Source organism: Rhodospirillales bacterium (assembly GCA_018666775.1).
GTDB lineage: Bacteria > Pseudomonadota > Alphaproteobacteria > SMXQ01 > SMXQ01 > JABIXC01.
Map to the genome: position 1 here is coordinate 66,048 of JABIXC010000002.1, position 21,054 is coordinate 87,101.

A 21,054-nucleotide genomic window follows, 5' to 3' on the forward strand; every position below is an offset into this window, starting at 1 on the left:
TCCTCGCCTGCCAACGACAAATCCTTTTGAAGACGATGCCTTCCATGATGAATGTGGCGTTTTTGGAATCTCTGGCCATGAGGATGCTTCGGCACTCACGGCATTGGGCCTGCACGCCTTGCAGCATCGCGGGCAAGAGGCCGCTGGCATGGTCAGCGTTCATAACAACCATTTCCATTCCCATCGCGGTCTTGGCCATGTTGCCGATAATTTCTCCAGCATAGAAGCCATTGCCCGTTTGCCAGGGATGTCAGCCATTGGACACAACCGCTATTCCACCAGCGGCGACACGGTGGAACGCAATATCCAGCCTTTGTTCGCCGATTTTGAATTTGGCGGCTTTGCCATTGGCCATAATGGCAATCTGACCAATGCTGTATCTATCCGGCGTGAACTGGTCAAACGCGGCAGCCTGTTCCAATCCACCACCGACACAGAGGTGATCGTTCACCTGATCGCCACGTCGACCTATGTCACCGTCATCGACCGTATCATTGATGCCATCAAGCAAATCGAAGGGGGCTATTCTCTGGTCGCCATGACCCATGACACATTGTTTGGCATTCGCGATCCCTTAGGCTTGCGTCCGCTGGTTCTTGGCAAGCTTGATTCTGCCTATATCATGGCATCAGAAACCTGCGCACTGGATATCATCGGGGCTGATTTCATTCGCGATGTGGAACCCGGCGAAATTATCATCATCAAAGACGGCCAAATTGAAAGCCTGCATCCCTTCCCGCCCCAGGCAAGTCGAAATTGCATTTTTGAATTCATTTACTTTGCCCGCCCTGACAGCGTTATGGAAGGTCGCAGCATCTATGAAACCCGCAAACGCATCGGGGTAGAACTTGCACAAGAAAGCCATATCGATGCCGATGTGGTGATCCCCATCCCCGATTCCGGCACACCCGCAGCCATTGGCTACGCGGCACAATCAAAAATTCCTTTTGAATTGGGCATCATCCGAAATCACTATGTCGGGCGGACCTTTATTGAACCAACAGACCAAATCCGCCATCTTGGGGTTAAGCTCAAACACAACGCCAACCGTTCTTACGTTGAGGGCAAACGCGTTATTTTGGTTGATGACAGCATTGTGCGGGGCACCACGTCCCTGAAAATTGTTGAAATGATGCGAAATGCCGGGGCCCGTGAAGTCCATATGCGGATCGCCAGCCCACCGACGGTTAATCCTTGTTATTACGGTGTCGATACGCCGGAAAAAAGCGAGTTGATTGCAGCCAACATGACGCTGGAAGAAATGCGCCAGGCCATTGGCGTCGACACGCTGGCCTATCTTTCCATTGATGGCTTGTATCGGGCCATGGGTGAGCCGGGCCGCAACAAGGATTGCCCCCAAAATTGCGATGCCTGTTTTTCTGGCGACTATCCTGTCCGTTTGACCGATCAAGAGGGCGGGTCCCAGTCCGCGCAGCTTTCGCTGTTGACGGAAAACTCTGCCAAACGATGACAAAATCTGGTCGACTTGAAGGTCGCATTGCCTTGATCACCGGCGCATCACGGGGAATCGGTGCCGCAGTGGCCCGGTTCATGGCCCGTGAAGGCGCACACGTAATTGCCACCGCCCGAACCCAGGGTGGATTAGAAGAAATGGATGATTCCATCCGTGCATTTGGTGGATCAGCAACGCTGTTTCCCGCAGACCTGACCGATGGAGATGTCATCGACCAAATGGCTGTGGCCATTCATGAACGGTTCGGGCGCATTGATATTCTGGTTGGCAATGCGGGCATCCTTGGACCGCTTTCCCCCATGTCCCATATTGACCCCTCCGCATGGGATGAGGTCATGGCGATCAATTTAACAGCCAATTGGCGGCTGGTTCGAGCCTTTGATCCCTTGCTCCGTCTTTCTGATGCAGGGCGGGCCATCTTTGTGACCTCTGGTGCTGCCGATGGCCAACACGCCTATTGGGGGGCCTATGCCGCCAGCAAAGGGGCCCTTGAAATTATGGTCAAAACCTGGGCCCAGGAACTTGAAAACACCAACATTTTAGCCAACCTTCTAAATCCGGGGGGCACAGCCACACGGATGCGGGCAGAAGCCTTCCCCGGCGAAGACCCAGCCAGTTTGCCCACGGCCGATGCCATTGCTGAAGCCTTCATACCCATGGCCATGGAAAACTATGACAAAAATGGTGTTGTGGTGAATGCCCGCGAGGCCATCCAAAAATAGCCCTAGCTTTTTTTGCCGCCTTTTGGCGCATAAGGGTTTTTCCCTGCACGAAGGGTCAGACGCAAAGGAACCCCTGACAGACCAAAGTTCTGGCGCAGGGAGTTTTCCAAATACCGAACATAACTCGCCGGCACTTTATCCGGTCGACTGGCAAACAGCACAAAGGTTGGCGGGCGACTTTTCACTTGGGTGATATAGCGCATGGGCAACTGGCGCCCCCCAACTGCGGGCGGCGGATGATGTTCCATGGTGTTGGAGAACCAACGGTTCAGCTCCCCTGTGGGAACCCGTTTATTCCACACATCAAATGTCTTGAACACCGCCGCCATCAACGAGCCAAGATTGCGCCCCTCCAGTGCAGACAGAGTCACCGTTTCCACCCCCTTGATTTGGGGCAGGGATGTTATCAACCTGTCTTTAAGAGTTTCTAGCTGCGCGACCGGATCGTCTACCAAATCCCATTTGTTGGCTGCAATAATCAGGGCACGGCCTTCATCCACCACATGGCGGGCAATGGCCAGGTCTTGGCGTTCCAACATGACTGTGGCATCAATCACCAGCACGGCCACTTCGGCCAGACGAATGGCACGGATCGTTTCTGTCCCAGATAGTTTTTCCAACTTTTCCGTAACATTGGACCGACGCCTGAGCCCGGCTGTGTCCACAAGCCGGACGTTGCGGTCTTTATATTTCCAATCTACGGGAACGGCATCGCGGGTGATCCCCGGTTCCGGCCCAGTCACCAGGCGATCTTCCCCGATCAACCCATTGACCAGGGTTGATTTGCCAACATTGGGGCGACCAACAATCGCCATCCGGAGAACCCCATCGGAGGTTTCAGGTAAATCGTCTTCTTTGGTTTCCGGTGGACCAAAATCGATTTTTGCAAAGGCATCGACAAGGGCATCATAGAGAACCCCCATGCCATCGCCATGTTCCGCAGACACCATAATCGGTGTCCCCTGGCCCAGCGAAAAGCCTTCCAGCGCCCCTTGCTTGCCGGTTATGGCTTCGCATTTGTTGGCGATCAGAATAACCGGCTTGCCGCTTTCCCTTAGCCAGCGAGAAAAGTGTTCGTCCATCGGAGTCAGCCCTTTGCGGGCATCAAACACCATCAATGCCAGATCGGCTTGCTCTAAACCATGTTCGGCCTGTGCGCGCATTGCGGCCTCAACCGTGCCCTGACGCGCTTCTTCAAGGCCAGGTGTATCCAGCAGGCGGAAATCAAGATCCCCAAGATGGCCATCCCCTTCTTTCCAGTCCCGGGTGACCCCGGGGCTTGGCTCGACGATGGCGATATGCTTCCCCACCAGCCGATTGAACAGGGTTGATTTGCCCACATTGGGGCGGCCAATAATTGCTACGGTTACGGTCATAATTCAGCGCCTATATACGACACCTGATTAGGCGCCCATAGGGTTTATCTCCAGGCGTAAAGGTCTGCGTCTTCGGTCAAGACATACAAGGTATTGCGGGCCACCAGAGGCGAAATGCCCACCCCGTCGGATAAGCGAATTTGTCCCAACAGATCACCGCTATAGGGGGAAATTGCCAACACTTCTCGATTGGTCCCGGCAAGGACAAGACGGTCCCCGGCCAAGATCGGACCCGACCAGGAAATGCGGCCTTTCAGATTTTTTTGGTCTTTATAAACAGGCAAAGAGCGCGACCAACGAATGCGTCCATCTTTGCGGGTCAAACACACCAAAATATTGCCCGTGGTCAGAAGGTAAATGAATTCGCCCCCAACCCATGGACTGTTAATGGCCGCGATCTTGCGTTGCCAAATTCGCACGCCTGTGTTGAGGACCAGAGAAAGCATTTGGCCTGCATTGTTCACCACAAAAACACGACCACGATCAATAATCGGGGCGCCCCGAATATCGGCAATGGTTGCAATGGCACTGGTCCGGCGCGTCTTTGTCAGAAAATCTGACCATAATTCACGCCCGGTGCTGCTGCGTAATCCAAAAATTTCGCCCGAAGAATACGCGACCACAAGAACCCCCGCATGGTAAGCAGGTGACGCACCCCCCAAAAGGGCCGCCTGCTCTGCTGTTCCCCGGTGTGTCCACATGACCTTTCCAGAACCCGCATCAAGCGCATGGGTTCGATTGTCGATAGAAACCGCATAGACCCGCCCGTCAGAAACAGTGGGGGCGGATCGGAAGGGTGCGGAAAGCTTGCGCCGCCACAGCAGATCACCCCGTTCTGCATCCAGTGCCAGAACCTGGGCAAATCCGGTGGTGGCAAATAATTTTCCGTCAACAACCGCAAGGCCTGCACCTAAGGTGCCATCACGCTCTTCTTTGGGGCGCAGATCACGACGCCATATACGCTTGCCCGTATCACCATTAAAGGCGGTTACCCGGGCGTGGGCATCCATCACATAGATCCGGCCCTTTGCATCCACAACCGGTTGGGACAAAAGGCGGTGTTCCTTAGCCGACCCCCGACCAGCACCAACCCGGAACAACTGCCTAGGCGCCGCTGCCAGTGCCAGATGATAAGACGTGTGGGTAGGGCCTCCACCAACCTGGGTCCAGTCGGGGTTAGCCGTTGGGGGTGCGGTAATGACGGGCATTTTAGAAATTTCAGGATCAGCTAGATACGCCGCCCCCTGAGCCATGACAGAAATGCGCTCACCCGGCAGGGGTTTTACCTTTTTCTTGGCCAAAATCCCACAGCCGCCAAGCATCAAGGACACGGCAAGAATGACAAACAGCTTTCCAGAGACGCTCAAGCGTTCAGGACGTCCCGGATTGTTCCGATCTGTGGGCATGCCCCAAACGGTGACCATCAAAGTCCCTAACCGCCAATGATTGCCAAAGATTCTGCGGCCCGCGCACGAAGCCGTGGCGGAGTCGCTGGATCATCGGCCAGGCGTTTATAAATTTCTTTGGCGCCCTTTTGGTCCCCACGTTTTCCAAGCAACATAGCCGTAATTTCAAGGGCCGAAAACCGCCATGGGCTGGTTTTCAGCGTCAGGGGTTTAATCCGGGCGATCAGGGCTTGGGGGGCAGCATTGTCAGCCATATTCAGGGCATAAAGCACCAGCGCCAAATCGCGCAACATTTCATCTATGGCACTGTTTTTGGAAATGCCGTCGTAAACCTTGGCTGCTGCCGATGTGTTTCCCATGGATGCCAGCAAAGCGGCTTCACGGAAATGGGCCAGATCGCCAAAACCGCTCGCGCCATTTTTGCTAATGTCCCGGAATGCAGCGAGGGATTCCTTCGTCTTGCCCAAGGCCAACAATTCACCGGCAGCCATGTATTCAAGGCCGGTTTTTGTTCTCTCATTGGTTTGATACTGACGCCAACCAATAAAGGACGAGACCGAAATCAACCCCAGAAGAACCACAGCAAGCGCATATCTGCCATATTTGCTCCACAACGCAAGCTGGCGCTCACGTTTTAGCTCTTCATCTACTTCATCAATAAAATTATCCATTGGCAAATCCACTAATTTCAACACGTTCAGGCATCAGCGCCGCTACCATAACCATACCTTGAAGGCCGGGCAAGGCCGGGCAAACAGGCTCTTTTCCCCTGATTTCGCCGATCTATCTGATCGCGAACCTAAATCCCGTAATTTTAAGAGAAGGGAACCTAGACACCGGGGTCAGAATCGACAACAATAATCGGTGCCTATTGGTTTTTAGGCCTTAACCATTTTCAGTAAGGAGCAGCCACCCCCCCGATGCCAAAGGTTCTCCGCCTCTCTGATTACCGGCGCAAGAAGGGCATTTTCTGCTTTTCCCGCCAAGAAATGGTCTTGTTGTTATCTGTCTATAGCCAGCGAGTCATCTCCGGAGAATGGAAGGCCTATGCCATCGATTATGAAGGGGGGATGGCCCAGTTCTCAATCTACGTCCATGCCAATGCCCAACCGCTCTATGCGGTGGTCAAATTCGCCGCCCCCACAAACCGGGTTCGCAAATTTGTGGTTTTCAAAGGCAGTAAGAAAATCGCCCAAGCCGACACCCTGTCCGCAGCCCTAACTGTGTTCAATCGGAACCTGAAACTGGTCTCTTCCTGACGCGCTTAACCGGCTCGCTTAACCAGTTCTGTGAATCAAGTGATACCCAAAATCGGTTTCCACGATTCCCGATGTTGCCCCGACGTCCATTCCGAAAACGGCTTCGTCAAAAGCGGGAACCATCTGGCCGCGACTGAATTCCCCAAGATCACCGCCTCTGGCGCCTGATGGGCAATCCGAATTTTCCTTCGCCAATTCCCCAAAATCACCACCAGCGGATAACGCCTGTTCCAATTCCTGGATTTTAGACAACGCTTCTTCCTTGCTGCGATCTGCACTGGACCGCATGGACCCTTCATACATCAAAAGGATATGGGATGCTTTTACCTGATCTGACATTGTCCTGCCTCATCTTGTTTGTGTCGTGTTGAATTCATTTTACTGTATTCTTTATTCCCACTCAATAGTGCCCGGTGGTTTGGAAGTTACATCATAGACCACTCGGTTGACGCCCCGCACCTCATTGACGATGCGGTTGGAGACACGCCCCAGAAAATCGTGATCAAACGGATAATAATCCGCCGTCATACCATCGGTGGAGGTCACCGCGCGAAGGGCCAGCACATATTCATACGTGCGTTCATCGCCCATGACGCCCACGGTGCGCACCGGCAACAACACGGCAAATGCCTGCCAGATTACATCGTATAAGCCCGCCTTGCGGATTTCTTCCAAATAGATCACATCGGCATTACGCAGAATTTCCAGCCGTTCCCGGGTAATTTCACCGGGAACCCGAATGGCCAGCCCCGGGCCCGGAAAGGGGTGTCGCGAAACCATGTGGTCGGGCAAACCCAGTTCACGGCCGAGTTCGCGGACTTCGTCTTTGAACAATTCGCGCAAGGGTTCGACCAGATCCATATTCATGCGCTCAGGCAGCCCACCAACATTGTGATGGGATTTAATGGTCGCGCTGGGCCCGCCGGCAACAGATACCGATTCAATCACATCGGGATACAAGGTTCCTTGTGCCAGAAAATCGGCCCCGCCAATCTTTTTGGCTTCGGCCTCGAACACATCGATAAAGGTGGCGCCGATAATTTTGCGCTTTTGTTCGGGGTCGGTAACGCCCGTGAGTTTATCCAGAAACAAATCCGTCGCATCATTGTGGACCAGTGGAATGTTGTAGGAATCGCGGAAGGCCTTAACCACGTCTTCTGCTTCGCCTGCGCGCAACAACCCGTTATCAACAAATACACAGGCGATCTGGTCGCCAATGGCTTCATGAAGCAAAACGGCGGCAACGGACGAATCAACACCGCCGGAAACGCCGCAAATAACCCGTTTGTCCCCCACTTGTTTGCGGATGGCCTCAATGGCTCTTTCCCGGAAAGCCCCCATGGTCCAATCCCCCGAAAGCCCGGCCACCTTGGACAGGAAATTACCGATCAAAGCCGCCCCATCTGGGGTATGCACGACTTCTGGATGGAACTGGAGGCCATAGAATTTGCGGTCAACATCGGCGATGGCCGCATACGGTGCCCCTTCGGAACTCGCAATGGCTTCGAACCCTTCGGGCAGGGCCATGACACGGTCGCCATGGCTCATCCAAACCTCTTCGCGCGCGCCCACAGTCCAGACCCCGTCTAGCAGGGGCGCGTCTTTCAGAATATCGATATAGGCCCGGCCAAATTCGCGGTCATCAGCATTTTCGACCCTGCCGCCCAATTGGTTGACCATGGTTTGCTGGCCATAACAGATGCCAAGCACCGGAACCCCATGGGTAAATGCCTCATCAGGGGCGCTTGGCGATGATCCGGCAATGACCGATGCTGGCCCGCCTGAAAGGATAATGGCAGCGGGATCAAGGGCCTTGATGGCGGCGGCCCCTTTATCAAAGGGCACAATTTCGCAATACACCCCTGCTTCGCGGACACGTCGCGCGATAAGCTGGGTTACCTGTGAACCAAAATCAAGAATCAGAACTGACTGATGCGTTGTCATAGGGCCGCCCTAGTCCTTGCCCCTGTAATTCGGTGTCTCTCGGGTGATGTCGATATCATGGACATGGCTTTCGCGAAGTCCTGCACCCGTAATCCGAATGAACGAACAATTTTTTTGCATTTCTGACAGCGTGCCATTGCCGGTATAGCCCATGGCGGCCGACAAGCCCCCGATCAATTGATGAATAACCGTACCTGCGGGGCCTTTATAGGGCACGCGGCCTTCCACGCCTTCTGGAACCAGTTTCAGGCTGTCAGAGACTTCTTCCTGAAAATAACGATCTGCTGATCCCCGGGCCATGGCCCCAACAGAGCCCATGCCGCGATAGGATTTATAGGAACGCCCCTGAAACAGGTAAACTTCCCCCGGGCTTTCATCGGTGCCCGCCAACAAGGACCCCACCATGGCGCAATCGGCCCCGGCAGCAATGGCCTTGGCCAGATCCCCTGAATATTTAATGCCCCCATCGGCGATGACCGGAATGTTGTTTTTGCGACATACCTCAACCACATCCAGAACCGCCGTCAGCTGCGGAACACCAACGCCTGCAACGATGCGGGTGGTGCAGATAGACCCCGGCCCAATGCCAACCTTAACCGCATCGGCACCGGCATCGATTAAGGCCTGCGCCGCATCGGCCGTTGCAATATTCCCCGCCATCACCTGAACCTGATTGGAAAGGCCTTTGACCTGTTTGACCGTGTCCAGGACACCCCTGGAATGTCCATGGGCGGTATCGACCACCACCACGTCCACTTCTGCATCCAACAAGGCCTCGGCACGGGCGATGCCCGGCTTGCCAACCCCGGTGGCGGCTGCCACACGCAGGCGACCTTGTTCATCCTTACACGCGTTCGGATGCAATTGGGCCTTTTCCATATCCTTGACCGTTACCAGGCCAATGCAACGGTAATCGTTATCAACCACCAAAAGCTTTTCGATCCGGTGTTGGTGCAGCAACCGCTGGGCCGCTTCCATCTTCACCCCTTCGGGCACAGTCACCAGATTGTCGCGGGTCATCAGGCTGGCGACGCTGGCCTTGGGATCGGTGGCAAATCGCACATCCCGGTTGGTCAGGATGCCAACCAGCTTTCCGGGCTGGCCTGCGCCATCATTCTTTTCCACAACGGGAATGCCGGAAATATGATGATCGGCCATCAGGCTCAACGCATCGGCCAGGGTCGCGGTCGGCGCAATGGTGACCGGATTAACCACCATGCCACTTTCGAATTTCTTGACGGTCCTGACCTCATTGGCCTGGGCCATAATTTCAAGATTTTTGTGGATCACGCCAATGCCACCGGCTTGGGACAAGGCAATGGCCATGGCACTTTCCGTCACGGTATCCATAGCGGATGAAATAAGGGGAATGCCGAGTGTGATGGAGGCTGTCAGCCTGGTTCCGGTATCAACCTGATTGGGAAGTACGCTTGACGCAGCTGGAACCAGCAATACGTCATCAAATGTTAGGCCTTCTCGGATATCCATGCCACCCTCGGAAGTTCGGTTGGCGCGTTATGTTACATATAAGCGCCTTTTTGCCAAGCGGATTGCGTGCGTTTAACCGTATTTTCCGAAAACAGGTACAAATCTGGGGCTTTACGCCCCTTTGAACCCCAAGGCGATTACATAGATTTCGGCCGATTCTTTTCTGCTGGCAGGCGGTTTGACGTGGCGAATTTCGGTAAAATCACGTTTGAGCATATCCAGCAGCCCTTTTTCTGCGCCCCCGCGCAAAACCTTGCCGACAAATATCCCACCCGGCGACAGAACCTCGCGGGCAAAATCATAGGCAGCATCCAGCAATCCCATGATGCGCAAATGATCCGTCTGGGCATGGCCCATGCTGGGGGCTGCCATATCCGACAACACAACATCGGCCTTTCCCTTCAGGGCCGCGTGGATCAATTCCGGGGCGGATGGGTCCAGAAAATCAATGGTCAGTATCACCGCACCGGTAATTGGCTCTGTTTCCTGAATGTCCACGGCAACGACATTACCGGCCCCGCATTTTTCAACGGCCAGTTGGGACCAACCGCCCGGGGCGGCACCCAAATCAAGGATTCGTTTGCCCGGTTTCAGAAAGCGATATTTATCATTCAGCTCCATCAGCTTGAATGCGGCGCGGGATCGGTATCCCTGAGCGCGTGCCTTGGCGACATACGGATCACGCAATTGGCGTTCCAGCCAGTTCACAGAAGACGTGCCCCGGCCGCGTGCGGTGCGCAATTTTTTGGCGGTAGCCTTTTTGCCCGCAGATTTAGGAACCAGTTTTTGACCGGGCGTTGCCCTTTTTTTAGCAGCCTTTGCTTTGGCATTCGGGCCGGTTGGTTTTACCCCGCCCTTTTTTTTGATGTTGGCCATTGCTCAGGCCCCGCGTGTAAGACCGGCGGGGCGATCCCCATCAAGCCCCATCAGGCCACACAGAATGCCTTCGCGCAGGCCCCGATCCGCCACCCGCAACCGGCCCACGGGCCAGGATAAACAGATGGCTTCTAAAATGGCACAGCCGGCAACGACCAGATCAGCGCGGGTTTCACCAATGCAGGGTTCCTTCGCCCGGCCTTTGGGGTCAAGGGCCATCAGGTGATCCCTGACCGCATTAATTTCATCAAATTCAAGATAGCCGCCATCGACCCGCATCCGATCATACGCTGGCAGGCCCATATGAATGCCAGCCAAGGTGGTCACGGTGCCGGAACTGCCCAGCATCTGCACCGCGCCGCGCGCGATCGCCTCAGAGATTGCATTGCGGGCGCCAAAACCCGCGATCGCTGCCTGAATAACGCCGGTAATGGTATCAAATTCAATTTTCGAAATGTTGTCGCCACCATGAATTTCCGAAAGGTTCACAACCCCGATGGGCAAAGACAGGCTGTCGATCAACCGCGCACCGGCACCGCCTTGGGGGGTTTCAACCCACAGGATTTCCGTTGAACCACCGCCGATATCAAACACCAGCCCGTATTCGAAACCCGGGCGCAATAACGGCGCACAACCGGCCAGCGCCAGACTTGCTTCTTCTTGCGTCGTGATGATCTCAAGGGTCAGCCCGGTTTCAGACCGGATGCGTTTCAGAAAATCGTCACAATTAGCCGCCCTGCGGCAGGCCTCGGTTGCCACATTGCGGGCCTTCAGAACCTTTCTCCGCGACATTTTTGACGCGCAGATGCGCAGCGCCCCAAGGGTGCGCTCCATGGCCTCATCGCTCAACCGACCATGGCGCTCCAATCCTTCGCCCAGACGCACGATTCTGGAAAAGGCATCGACCACCTTGAAGGCCCCCTGATAGGGTTCAGCAACCAACAAGCGACAATTGTTGGTGCCAAGATCAATGGCCCCAAACGTCTCCCTGTTTTGATGCTCACCCTTGGCGGAACCCTTGGTCGTGCCTTTGGCAGAATCCTTTATCGTGCCTTTGGCAGAATCCTTTATCGTGCCTTTGGCACCGGTGTTATGTGTAAGCTGATCGGTTTTCATGGGCCAAAGGTACTGAAACTTTGCGCCTACGGGAAACAGTAACTCGCAATTAATGGAAAAATGATGCCCAAGGATCGAAACAGGGCGCTTTATCACGGTTTATTCAGGCCCAACTCTGAACGGATGCAGATATTTCACCAATATCTTCCTCGCATCTTGTTCAATTCGGGCCTCATGTGGTAAAAGCCCCACTTCTAACGGCTTTTGTCCCCCTGCCTATCGGGGTGCCACAAAAACCCGATTGGGGAATAGTTTAACGGTAGAACGAGTGGCTCTGACCCGCTTAGTCCTGGTTCGAATCCAGGTTCCCCAGCCAATCTTATTTTTTATATCATCAGGTCATGAGCCAACAGCGGACATAAGAAGGCGCTGGTGTCTGGATGCTGATAGGGACTTAGGGACATTCAGCTACGACTACGCCTGATCGAGAACCTGACGAATCTTCTGGGCAAGGTCTGCCTTGCGGTAGGGCTTCTGAAGCAGTTCGGCTTCTTCATCGAAAGCGCTCATATCGACGTTTCCAAGATCGGTGTATCCCGATGTGTAAAGAACCACGATGCCGGGATAGCGTTTCCGGACCTCAGCCGCGATCTCTGGCCCACTCATCCCGCCCGGCAGGACCACATCGGTGAACAACAGGTTAACCCGGGGTGCTGTCTCCAAAACCTTGAGCGCAGATTTACCATCCGTCGCGGCAAGGATCTCATAGCCAAGCCCGCTTAACAGCGCGACCGACAGGGTGCGAACATCGGGATCATCTTCGACCACCAAAATGGTCTCGCCACGGGCTTGGGGCGCATCTTCCTGTTCCACCTGATTTGGGGAAAGTTCAGACCCATCGGACCGCGGCAGATACAGCTTGATCGTCGTGCCTTTCCCTACCTCGCTGTAAATCGTCACCTGGCCATCCGATTGTTTGATGAACCCGTACACCATGGAAAGCCCGAGACCCGTGCCCTGTCCCACCTCTTTGGTGGTGAAGAAGGGATCAAAGACATGGTCGATTACGTCTTTTGGCATGCCGGTCCCGGTATCGCTGACAGCAACCATCACATATGCGCCCTGTGCCACATCAACTTGTGCCGCCGCGTAATCATCGTCGATGCTGACGTTTGTGGCCTGTATGGTGAGCGTCCCGCCCGACGGCATGGCATCCCGGGCATTGATAGCAAGATTTAGGATCGCACTTTCCAACTGATGGGGGTCCACCTTACACAGCCAGAGGTTATCTTCACCCGTGACCTTGATCTCAATGGTCTCTCCCAGGGCGCTGCGCAACAAGTCAGTCATGCCACCTGCCAAAACACCTGCGTCAACCACCTTCGGGAACAGCGTCTGTTTACGGGAAAATGCCAGGAGTTGATTCGTCAAAGCCGCGCCGCGATCACTGGCATTGAGAATGGTGGCAAGGAAGGGCCGCACATCTCCACCGCGCTCGGCCTCTTCCAGCGCCAGTTCAAGATTACCGATACTGACGGCCAAAAGGTTGTTGAAGTCATGGGCCACGCCGCCAGTCAACTGTCCAACCGCCTCCATCTTTTGGGCTTGGATAAGTTGCTTCTCTGCCTCACGCCGCTCGGTGATATCCGTCACCGTCGAGATGTAGCCGCCATCCGGCGTTCGCGTGCGTTCGTAAAAATATGACCGGCCATCGGGGAGGGTGCGCTCGATTGTTTCCACTTGGACAGCATTAGAGAGTTTTTTCGCTACAATGGCCTCAACTTCGCCTTCACCGTAGAACCCTTGCCCGGCCCTATAGCGAATTAGTTCCTCCCGCGTCATACCAAGACGCATGAAATCGTCTGGAAGTCCTGCAATCGCTGCATACTGCGGATTGAAGGAAACTAATTTCAAATCACTGTCAAAAACTGCAATGCCCTGGACCATATGCTCAAAGGTAGCTTCAAGGAGACGGGATTGTTTCGCCGCTTCCTGCTCCGTCAGTTTGCTGCTGGTGATGTCAGTCAGCGCCAATATGTAGCCGCCGCCCGGTGTCGGCGTGCGTTCGTAGGAATAGGACCGGCCATTGGACAGGGTGTGCTGCCGGCCTGCTTGTTCCGGGCCGCGATTGAGTATTCTGTCAATATTTGCATCAATGTCAGGAGCATCCCAACCCCTTAGAGTTGCCTGTGAACGAAGGATTTCATCACGGCCCATGCCCACCTGTATAACGCCTGATGGCAAACCGAGGATTTCCCCATATTGGGGATTGAAGGCAACCAACGTGTGATCGACTGTGAAAACCGCAATGCCTTGGGTCATGTTCTCAAAGGTGACTTCGAGGAGATGGGATTGTTTCCCCGCTTCCTGCTCCACCCGCTTCCGTTCAGTAATGTCGGTATAGGTGACAACACAACCGCCCCCCGGCATCGGCTGACGGTTGTGGATGTAAACCATTCCGTTGGGGAGCGTGCGTTCATCGCTCCGCTCACTCGAATTTTTAGCCCGTTCAAACCGGTCTTTGATGATTTTTTCGACATCCCCCTCGCCGTAGTCTCCCCGCTCGGTGCGATAGCGAATAATCCCTTCTGTGCTTAGTCCAATATGTAAGAGTTCCGGAGGGAGATTGAACAGTTTGGCGTATTGCTCGTTGTACCGCGTAAGCCGCATGTCGCCGTCAAACACCACGACCCCTTGGGACAGGGTTTCGACGATGGTCTCGAGTTCTTCAGTCCTCCCATGTACCAGCTGCTCAGCCTGATGAAGGGTGGTGATATCGGTGAAGGTGGCTATACTTCCACCGTCTGGCATTTCTCGTCGGTAACGTATGAAGGTGGTGCCGTCGGGGAGTGTCCGCTTTTTCGATAGTTCGGATGCGTTTCTGCGCCGCTTTTTAACGAGATGTTTGACCTGTTCTTCGATATTCCCTTCGCCGAAATGGCCCTGCTCTACGCGATAGCGCATAATCTCTTCAAAAGGCATACCAAGGCGCAGAAAACCAGGAGGGAAACTGAATAGGTTAACAAATGTCTGGTTAAAACGAACCAGCCTCTGATCGGCGCTATAGACCACGTAGCCTTGAGCCATGCTCTCGAGTATGGCCTCGTGAAGCTTTAAATCTCGCGCAAGTTCTGCAGATTGTTCTGTTATCTTATCATTATCAGAGGGCGTCATTTAGCTCACATATATAATTACCACACTGTCAGTGAAATTATTACGGCGCGACCTCAGGGCGCATCATTATGCTAATGACACCCTATCGCGTAATATATTAATTTTTATATATTTAAAAATAACTTTGGCTGCCTCTCGTTCTTTAAGAAGGGCCGATCAGACTGAAAAGTCTTGCTTTAGCATCAATTTTTGTCCGCTTTAGGCCAAAAAGAACCATTGCGTTAACCGGGGTTCATCAGTGAACGCTTTTCGGCGGTGACATTTCCTGCAGTTCTTCAACGGCCTTGAAAACAGAAAGTGCCGCATTGCTCGATTAAATTGCCATCATCACCCCCCCATACAATCGCGATGTTGCCTCTTGGCGGGTTCGCTGTAAAATCGGTGGAAACGTCTAAGAACAGGGGAATCAAAAATGGCGCGTTATTCTATTGGCCAGCCGATGACACAGGTTGAAGCACCGAGGTTGTTGGCGGGCAAGGGGAGGTATGCCAATGACATCACCCTGCCCGGCCAGGCCCATGCGGTATTTTTGCGATCCCCCCATCCCCATGCGGAGATTAAAGCCATTGATACGACCGGTGCCCGCGCCATGGCCGGTGTCATCGAGATTTTAACCGGCGAAGATTATGAAAACGATGGTCTGGGCATGGTCGATGGCGCGTCGCCCTTCAAGCGCCGCGATGGGTCCCCCATGTTTAGGCCCCCCCGGCCCGCCATGTCCAAAGACCGCGTGCGCCATGTCGGCCAAACCGTCGCCATCATCATTGCCGAAAGCATCAACGCGGCCAAAGACGCCGCAGAAGCCATTGAGGTCGATTACGCCCCCTTGCCCGCCCAATTTGATACCGGCACGGCCATTGGGCTGGACAATCCCACGGTCTGGGACCAAAGCCCCAACAACGAATCCTTCTTTGTCGATGTGGGCGATAGTGATGCGGTGGATGTGGCATTTGAAACGGCCGCACACGTCGTTAGCGACACCTTTACCGTCAGCCGGGTTGCCGCCAATTCAATGGAGCCCCGGGCTGTCGTTGCTGATTATGATGTGGGGCGGGGCCACACCACCATTTATGCCTGCAACCAGCGCCCCTTTGTCTGGCGCACGATGATTGCAAAACACGTGTTTGATATTCCGGAAAGCAAATTGACCCTGATCGCCAATGATGTCGGTGGGTCCTTTGGCATGAAGGGTGGGCTGTATACCGAAGTGCCGGTGGTGGCCTGGGCATCCAAGCGCGTGGGACGCCCGGTGAAATGGAACTGTGAACGCAGTGAAGGCCATATCGCCGATGATCAGGCCCGCGACATGGTGGTCAAAGCCGAGCTGGGCGTGGATGAAGCCGGCAAGTTTGTCGGCGTTCGGTTTAATTCCTTTAACAATGTCGGGGCATTCCTGACCACCAACGGGGCCAATTCAACCCGTGGCGTGGCGCGTGCCCTGTGCGGCACCTATATCATGCCGACCATCTATGGCACCGGTACGGCGGCGCTGACCAACACCGTGCCCGTTGCCAATTACCGGGCACCGGGTGGGGCGCCAGGGACTTATGTTCTGGAACGCATCATCGATATGGCTGCGCGCAAAGCGGGCATTGATCCAGCCGAAATCAGGCGCAAAAACCATATACCGGCAGATGCCATGCCCTATACCTTGCCCACGGGTGCCAGTTACGACAGCGGCGAATTTACGGCATTGATGGACAAATGCCTGAAGCAGGCCGATTACGAAGGCGTTGATGTGCGCAAGGCAGACGCCAAAAAACGTGGCACCCTTTATGGGGTGGGCATTTCATCGACGGTTGATCCATCCGCGGGACCGGGGCCAGAAACGGCCGAGCTGCGGTTTGATCCCAGTGGCACCGTGACCGTGTTGGTTGGGTCCACAGCGGGCGGTCAAAGCCATGCCACCATTTATACCCAAATTGTTTCCCATCATTTGGGCATTGATGCCGATACCATTTCTGTGGTCGAAGGCGACACCAGCAGGCTTTCCTGGGGCACGGGCACCGGGGCGGCACGGACCGCCACCATTGCCGGCAGCGCGGTTTTTAAATCAACTGAAAAAATCATCGCCAAAGGGAAACGCATTGCCGCCCATTTGATGGAAGCCAGCCTTGACGATATCAGCTTTGAAGACGGCACCTTCAAGGTGGATGGCACAAACCGATCCATCGATTTCACCGAAGTGGCCCAGGCCGCGTTTAAACCCGGAAAAATGCCCGATGATCTTGAACTTGGCCTGTTTGAAACCGCAACCTGGTCGCCAGAGGTCAACAACATTCCCAATTCCTGCCATGTCTGCGAGGTGGAAATTGATCCCGAAACCGGCACAGTTGAAATGTCGCGCTATACAGCCGTTCAGGATGTTGGGGTTGAGCTAAACCCCAACGGGGTTCAAAGCCAGGTCTGTGGCGGCATCGCCCAGGGGGCAGGACAGGCATTGATGGAACAGATGGTCTATGACCCAGAAAGCGGCCAGGTTCTGACCGGCTCATTCATGGATTATACCATGCCCCGTGCCATTGATTTTTGCCACTTTGAACTGGGCTCTCATCCGGTGCCCACCACGCAGAACCCGCTGGGGGTCAAAGGTGCGGGGGAATGCGGAACCGTCGGTGCATTGTCTTCGGTGATGAACGCGGTCAACGATGCATTGGCACCTTTGGGCATCGATAATTTTGCCATGCCCGCAACGCCGGACCGTATTTGGCGCGCCATCCACGATTCCCAATCAGCATAAAAACAGCGCATCAGGCGTTTTTTATGCCCATAAAGCCGCCGGGCGGCCAATTTAGCCCTGAATTATTCATTTGTTTTCAAGGGCTTATATCGATTCTTTATGCTTTCTTTACGGGGCATTAGCAATCGCTATGATATGCATAATTATATACTTCTTTAGCTAGGGGCCATAATTACAGAAGAAGCCTGAAAATACCGCCCACGTTTTGTCTACGCTTTTTGGATTTCACCAGCTGCGAATACGGTCTTATGCACACGCGACTAAGATATGCACGGTGCCTTGTTATTGCCCTGATGGGCCTTTCAGCATTTGCGGTCCCCCAAACCAGTTTCGCCCAAACACCAAGCCCAAAAGCCCTTGAGCATAATTCGCGCAACATTATTGCAGCCATCCCCCGTTCATGGCCACCAGACTACAGCGTGGACAATTATGGCAATCCCAGTGGCTTCGCCATAGACATCATGAATGCTGTCGCGGATCAGATCGGGTATTCCGTTGAATACCGGATCGCACCGAATTTCCCCGAAGCCACCAAAATGTTTGATGCCGGCAAGGCCGATGTTATCCCCCTTGGGGGCATCACGGCCGAACGTCTGAAAACGTCCACTTTCACCGCTCCTGTGGAAACATTTCATCTCTCTATTATCACCCGTAAAAGTACCCATAATTTAAACCGCCAGGATAGGTTTCGGGGCCTTCGAATTGGCGTTGTCAGAAATAATATCGGCGAAAAATTCATGAACAAACACAAGGATGCCATCCTTGTCGTTCACGAAGACATTCAAAAAGCCCTGTTCAGCCTTTTATCGGGGCGTGAAGAAGCCATTATTTTTCCACGTTCCGTCATCATGCGTCTTGCCCACCAAATTGGTGTCGATGGCCAGATCAAGGTATCGGGACCACCATTGCTGGAAATCAAACGCGCCATCCGCATTCATAATCGTCGGCCCGAGCTAGCAAAAGTTTTGGTCCCGGTGGTTGAAAATTTTGTCCACTCCCCCCAATACCACCAGATTTACCTGAAATGGTACGGCACCAATCAGGTTTTCTGGACCGCAGAACATATTGGATGGGCCGTGGGGGCGATCATAATTGGGGTTTTGGTTTTGATGGCCGGATGGCGTTACGCATCGGTCTTTATCCTGAATAAGGAACTTCGTAATGCCATTGCATTACGGGAACAGGCAGAAAAGCAAAGTACGGATCAAACCAGAATTCTGAAAACAACCATCGATGCCATGGCCCAGGGGTTTGTTGCCTATGATGCCGATTTAAGGCTGATTTCATTCAATCAACGGTTCGAAAAACAATTCAACTTTCCAAAAGGGTTCCTTCACCTTGGCCTTTACCTTGAAGACGTGATTCGCAAAACCGGCCCGCATAATTTTAGTGGCCAAGGCAATGACAATGACAAAGTCATCCGGCACCTGGCGCGTGCCAAAGAGCCTGTTGAGCGCACCGGAGAACGCGAAACCGATGCGGGGATCACTTATGTCTATCACCGGACCCCCTTACCTAATGGCGGGTTTGTTACCACCTACACAGACATTACCGAACGCAAACAGACGGAACGTGCGCTTCAGGAAAGCGAAGAACGCTTTCGCAAAGCCTTTGATAATGCCCGTGTCGGGATCGCAATCAGAAACCTTCGTGATGACACCCTTACCGTCAACCCGGCGCTTGTAAATATCTTGGGATATTCTGCCGCTGAAATGAAGCGCATGCGGATGAGAGACATTACGTTGCCCGAAGACTGGTCACAACATACTCTCGAACGTGAAACCCTGATGGCTAAAGGGACAATCAGATACCAAAGTACCATGCGTTATATGCGCAAGGATGAATCCATTGCCTGGATCATTAATGATCGATCTATGGTCAATGATGATGAAGGAAACCCGCTTTACGTTATCAACGTGAACCAGGATGTCACAGAGCAAAAACTGGCCGAAGAAGAAGCGGTAGCGAAAAACCTGTTGCTGGAAACCACCATGGGCACCATGGCCCAGGGCCTGGCTGTTTATGATGCCGACCTTCATTTAATTCGGTTTAACGATCATGTCGGCGAAATTCTTGGCCTGCCCAAAGGGTTTCTGTACGAAGGCATGCCAATGGAAGAAATCCTTCGGGAACGCAAAAAAATGGGCCAATACGAAGGCCGCGACATAGAAAAAATCGTTCATGATCATTACGATGTTCTGGGTGGGGATACCTTTCTGGAACGGACCGCGGAACGCAGAACGAACCACAAAGGCACTGTCTTCATTACCCATCACAAACGGATGCCCGGCAATGTTCTGGTCACCACCCTCACAGATATAACCGATCTGGCCAAGGCCGAAGGAATTGCCGCTGAAAAATCAGCACTTCTGAGCACAACCTTCAACAATGTTGATCAGGGAATTTCGGTATACAATTCGCAGTTGGAACTTGTTGCCTACAATCAGCGCTTTGTTGATTTGGGTGAGTTTCCACAAGACATGATAAAACTGGGTAAAAATTATGAAGACTTGATTCGTTTCAGTGCGGCTCGAAACGGGCTTAGCCCTTCTGAAATTGACCAACAGGTTAGAGATCGGCTGGAAAGTATCCAGAAATGTGAAAAATATGAAAATGAAATCACCCACAATTCCACTGGCACAACCATTCTGATTCATCGCACCACCATGCCCGGTGGTGGTTTCACAATCACCTTCACTGATGTCACGGAAAGAAAGGTGGCAGAGGAAAAAATTCGGATTGCCATGGAAGACGCCGAATATGCCAACCGCACCAAAAGTGAATTTCTAGCCAACATGAGCCATGAATTGCGCACGCCGCTCAATGCGGTTATCGGTTTTTCAGACATCATGAAAAATGGCAGTTTTGGGCCTCTTGGAAACGAAAAATATCTGGAATATGCAGAGGACATTCACAATTCAGGTCAACACCTACTTAGCCTCATTAACGACATTTTGGATCTTTCAAAGGTTGAAGCTGGCAAGATGGACATCAGCGAAGAAACATTTGATCCAATGGTGGTTATACAGTCTTGCCTGAAAATGATGCGAGGCCAGGCCCGCAACGGCGGACTCCATCTTGGCCTTGAGAACCCGGATACCGCTATTGCCCTTTATGCCGATCAACGAAAATTCAAACAGATCATCCTTAACCTGCTTTCCAATGCCATAAAATTTACCCAGCGCGGTGGCCACATTACCGTCAAGGTATGGGCACAAACCCACAATGGTTATATTGTTCAGGTCATTGATAACGGGAATGGCATCCCTGCTGAAGATATCCCCCGGGTATTACAGCCATTCACCCAGATCGAAAGCCTTTTGAACCGTCGACATCAGGGCACCGGGCTGGGACTTCCCCTGACCAAGCAGTTGATTGAGCTACAAGGCGGCACATTGGATATCCAAAGCGAAGTTGGCGTCGGCACGATTGTCTCCGTGCGCTTTCCAAAAGACCGCATCGTTCCAGATGCAAATACAGAAAGCATGCGACACCCTCCGGTCGCATAAACGATCGCCCGCACACTATTCAGTGTTGCC

The 21,054-nt window shown here is 53.5% G+C and carries 14 protein-coding genes and 1 tRNA gene; 6 read left to right on the plus strand and 9 right to left on the minus strand.

Features of this window, described 5'->3' with window-relative positions; translation table 11 throughout:
* The first annotated feature begins 7 nt into the window (after window positions 1-7).
* Together HOJ08_00335 and HOJ08_00340 are read left to right on the plus strand one after the other, a co-directional pair.
* Window positions 8-1,471 carry an amidophosphoribosyltransferase gene (locus tag HOJ08_00335; protein MBT5671884.1) on the plus strand — a complete coding sequence of 488 codons (1,464 nt, stop codon included), beginning with the start codon at window positions 8-10 and terminating at the stop codon, window positions 1,469-1,471.
* The gene (locus HOJ08_00340; protein ID MBT5671885.1) at window positions 1,468-2,196 is read left to right on the plus strand and encodes an SDR family NAD(P)-dependent oxidoreductase; all 729 of its coding nucleotides are present in this window, start codon (window positions 1,468-1,470) and stop codon (window positions 2,194-2,196) included. Before HOJ08_00335 ends, HOJ08_00340 begins: the two co-directional genes overlap by 4 nt.
* Window positions 2,197-2,198: 2 nt before the next feature.
* Here the strand turns inward: HOJ08_00340 and der are convergent, their stop codons facing one another.
* Genes der through HOJ08_00355 form a run of 3 tightly spaced genes read right to left on the minus strand, consistent with a single transcriptional unit; the run spans window position 2,199 to window position 5,649 of the window.
* Window positions 2,199-3,572, minus strand: coding sequence for a ribosome biogenesis GTPase Der (gene der, locus HOJ08_00345; GenBank protein ID MBT5671886.1), 1,374 nt, complete (start codon window positions 3,570-3,572; stop codon window positions 2,199-2,201).
* A gap of 44 nt (window positions 3,573-3,616) precedes the next feature.
* Window positions 3,617-4,996, minus strand: a complete 1,380-nt coding sequence (locus HOJ08_00350) for a PQQ-binding-like beta-propeller repeat protein (protein ID MBT5671887.1) — start codon at window positions 4,994-4,996, stop codon at window positions 3,617-3,619.
* An 8-nt stretch (window positions 4,997-5,004) separates the two neighbouring features.
* A complete protein-coding gene (locus tag HOJ08_00355; GenBank protein ID MBT5671888.1) occupies window positions 5,005-5,649 on the minus strand; it encodes a tetratricopeptide repeat protein in 645 nt (214 codons plus the stop codon).
* Window positions 5,650-5,898: 249 nt separating this feature from the next.
* Between HOJ08_00355 and HOJ08_00360 the strand changes: the two genes are divergently transcribed.
* Window positions 5,899-6,237 carry a DUF2794 domain-containing protein gene (locus tag HOJ08_00360; protein ID MBT5671889.1) on the plus strand — a complete coding sequence of 113 codons (339 nt, stop codon included), beginning with the start codon at window positions 5,899-5,901 and terminating at the stop codon, window positions 6,235-6,237.
* Window positions 6,238-6,255: 18 nt separating this feature from the next.
* Here the strand turns inward: HOJ08_00360 and HOJ08_00365 are convergent, their stop codons facing one another.
* The 5 genes from HOJ08_00365 to HOJ08_00385 form a co-directional block, all read right to left on the minus strand.
* Entirely contained in the window at window positions 6,256-6,576 is a 321-nt protein-coding gene (locus HOJ08_00365) for a parvulin peptidyl-prolyl isomerase (protein ID MBT5671890.1), read from the minus strand.
* A gap of 51 nt (window positions 6,577-6,627) precedes the next feature.
* Window positions 6,628-8,181: a glutamine-hydrolyzing GMP synthase gene (gene guaA, locus HOJ08_00370; GenBank protein ID MBT5671891.1), complete on the minus strand. Its 1,554-nt coding sequence runs from the start codon at window positions 8,179-8,181 to the stop codon at window positions 6,628-6,630.
* A gap of 9 nt (window positions 8,182-8,190) precedes the next feature.
* The gene (gene guaB / locus HOJ08_00375; protein MBT5671892.1) at window positions 8,191-9,669 is read right to left on the minus strand and encodes an IMP dehydrogenase; all 1,479 of its coding nucleotides are present in this window, start codon (window positions 9,667-9,669) and stop codon (window positions 8,191-8,193) included.
* 111 nt (window positions 9,670-9,780) lie between these two features.
* On the minus strand, window positions 9,781-10,545 hold the full coding sequence (locus HOJ08_00380) for an RlmE family RNA methyltransferase (GenBank protein ID MBT5671893.1): 765 nt from the start codon (window positions 10,543-10,545) through the stop codon (window positions 9,781-9,783).
* Between the two features lie 3 nt (window positions 10,546-10,548).
* Complete coding sequence (locus HOJ08_00385; GenBank protein ID MBT5671894.1) at window positions 10,549-11,661, minus strand: Ppx/GppA family phosphatase; 1,113 nt, start codon at window positions 11,659-11,661, stop codon at window positions 10,549-10,551.
* Between the two features lie 242 nt (window positions 11,662-11,903).
* Here HOJ08_00385 and HOJ08_00390 point away from each other — a divergent pair.
* A tRNA-Gln gene (locus HOJ08_00390) sits at window positions 11,904-11,977 on the plus strand.
* Between the two features lie 98 nt (window positions 11,978-12,075).
* Here the strand turns inward: HOJ08_00390 and HOJ08_00395 are convergent.
* Window positions 12,076-14,775 carry a PAS domain-containing protein gene (locus tag HOJ08_00395; GenBank protein ID MBT5671895.1) on the minus strand — a complete coding sequence of 900 codons (2,700 nt, stop codon included), beginning with the start codon at window positions 14,773-14,775 and terminating at the stop codon, window positions 12,076-12,078.
* Between the two features lie 412 nt (window positions 14,776-15,187).
* Between HOJ08_00395 and HOJ08_00400 the strand changes: the two genes are divergently transcribed.
* Both HOJ08_00400 and HOJ08_00405 read left to right on the plus strand, forming a co-directional pair.
* Window positions 15,188-17,515 carry a xanthine dehydrogenase family protein molybdopterin-binding subunit gene (locus HOJ08_00400; protein MBT5671896.1) on the plus strand — a complete coding sequence of 776 codons (2,328 nt, stop codon included), beginning with the start codon at window positions 15,188-15,190 and terminating at the stop codon, window positions 17,513-17,515.
* Window positions 17,516-17,763: 248 nt separating this feature from the next.
* Entirely contained in the window at window positions 17,764-21,024 is a 3,261-nt protein-coding gene (locus HOJ08_00405) for a transporter substrate-binding domain-containing protein (GenBank protein ID MBT5671897.1), read from the plus strand.
* The last annotated feature ends 30 nt before the right edge of the window (window positions 21,025-21,054 follow it).

Bases quoted from the DNA above. Each gene is read 5' to 3' on its own strand.
- HOJ08_00350 (MBT5671887.1), bottom strand. From the start codon at position 4,996: ATGGTCACCGTTTGGGGCATGCCCACAGATCGGAACAATCCGGGACGT.
- HOJ08_00395 (MBT5671895.1), bottom strand. From the start codon at position 14,775: ATGACGCCCTCTGATAATGATAAGATAACAGAACAATCTGCAGAACTT.
- HOJ08_00340 (MBT5671885.1), top strand. From the start codon at position 1,468: ATGACAAAATCTGGTCGACTTGAAGGTCGCATTGCCTTGATCACCGGC.
- HOJ08_00365 (MBT5671890.1), bottom strand. From the start codon at position 6,576: ATGTCAGATCAGGTAAAAGCATCCCATATCCTTTTGATGTATGAAGGG.
- HOJ08_00380 (MBT5671893.1), bottom strand. From the start codon at position 10,545: ATGGCCAACATCAAAAAAAAGGGCGGGGTAAAACCAACCGGCCCGAAT.
- HOJ08_00355 (MBT5671888.1), bottom strand. From the start codon at position 5,649: ATGGATAATTTTATTGATGAAGTAGATGAAGAGCTAAAACGTGAGCGC.
- HOJ08_00405 (MBT5671897.1), top strand. From the start codon at position 17,764: ATGCACACGCGACTAAGATATGCACGGTGCCTTGTTATTGCCCTGATG.
- HOJ08_00385 (MBT5671894.1), bottom strand. From the start codon at position 11,661: ATGAAAACCGATCAGCTTACACATAACACCGGTGCCAAAGGCACGATA.
- HOJ08_00400 (MBT5671896.1), top strand. From the start codon at position 15,188: ATGGCGCGTTATTCTATTGGCCAGCCGATGACACAGGTTGAAGCACCG.
- guaB (MBT5671892.1), bottom strand. From the start codon at position 9,669: ATGGATATCCGAGAAGGCCTAACATTTGATGACGTATTGCTGGTTCCA.
- HOJ08_00360 (MBT5671889.1), top strand. From the start codon at position 5,899: ATGCCAAAGGTTCTCCGCCTCTCTGATTACCGGCGCAAGAAGGGCATT.
- der (MBT5671886.1), bottom strand. From the start codon at position 3,572: ATGACCGTAACCGTAGCAATTATTGGCCGCCCCAATGTGGGCAAATCA.
- guaA (MBT5671891.1), bottom strand. From the start codon at position 8,181: ATGACAACGCATCAGTCAGTTCTGATTCTTGATTTTGGTTCACAGGTA.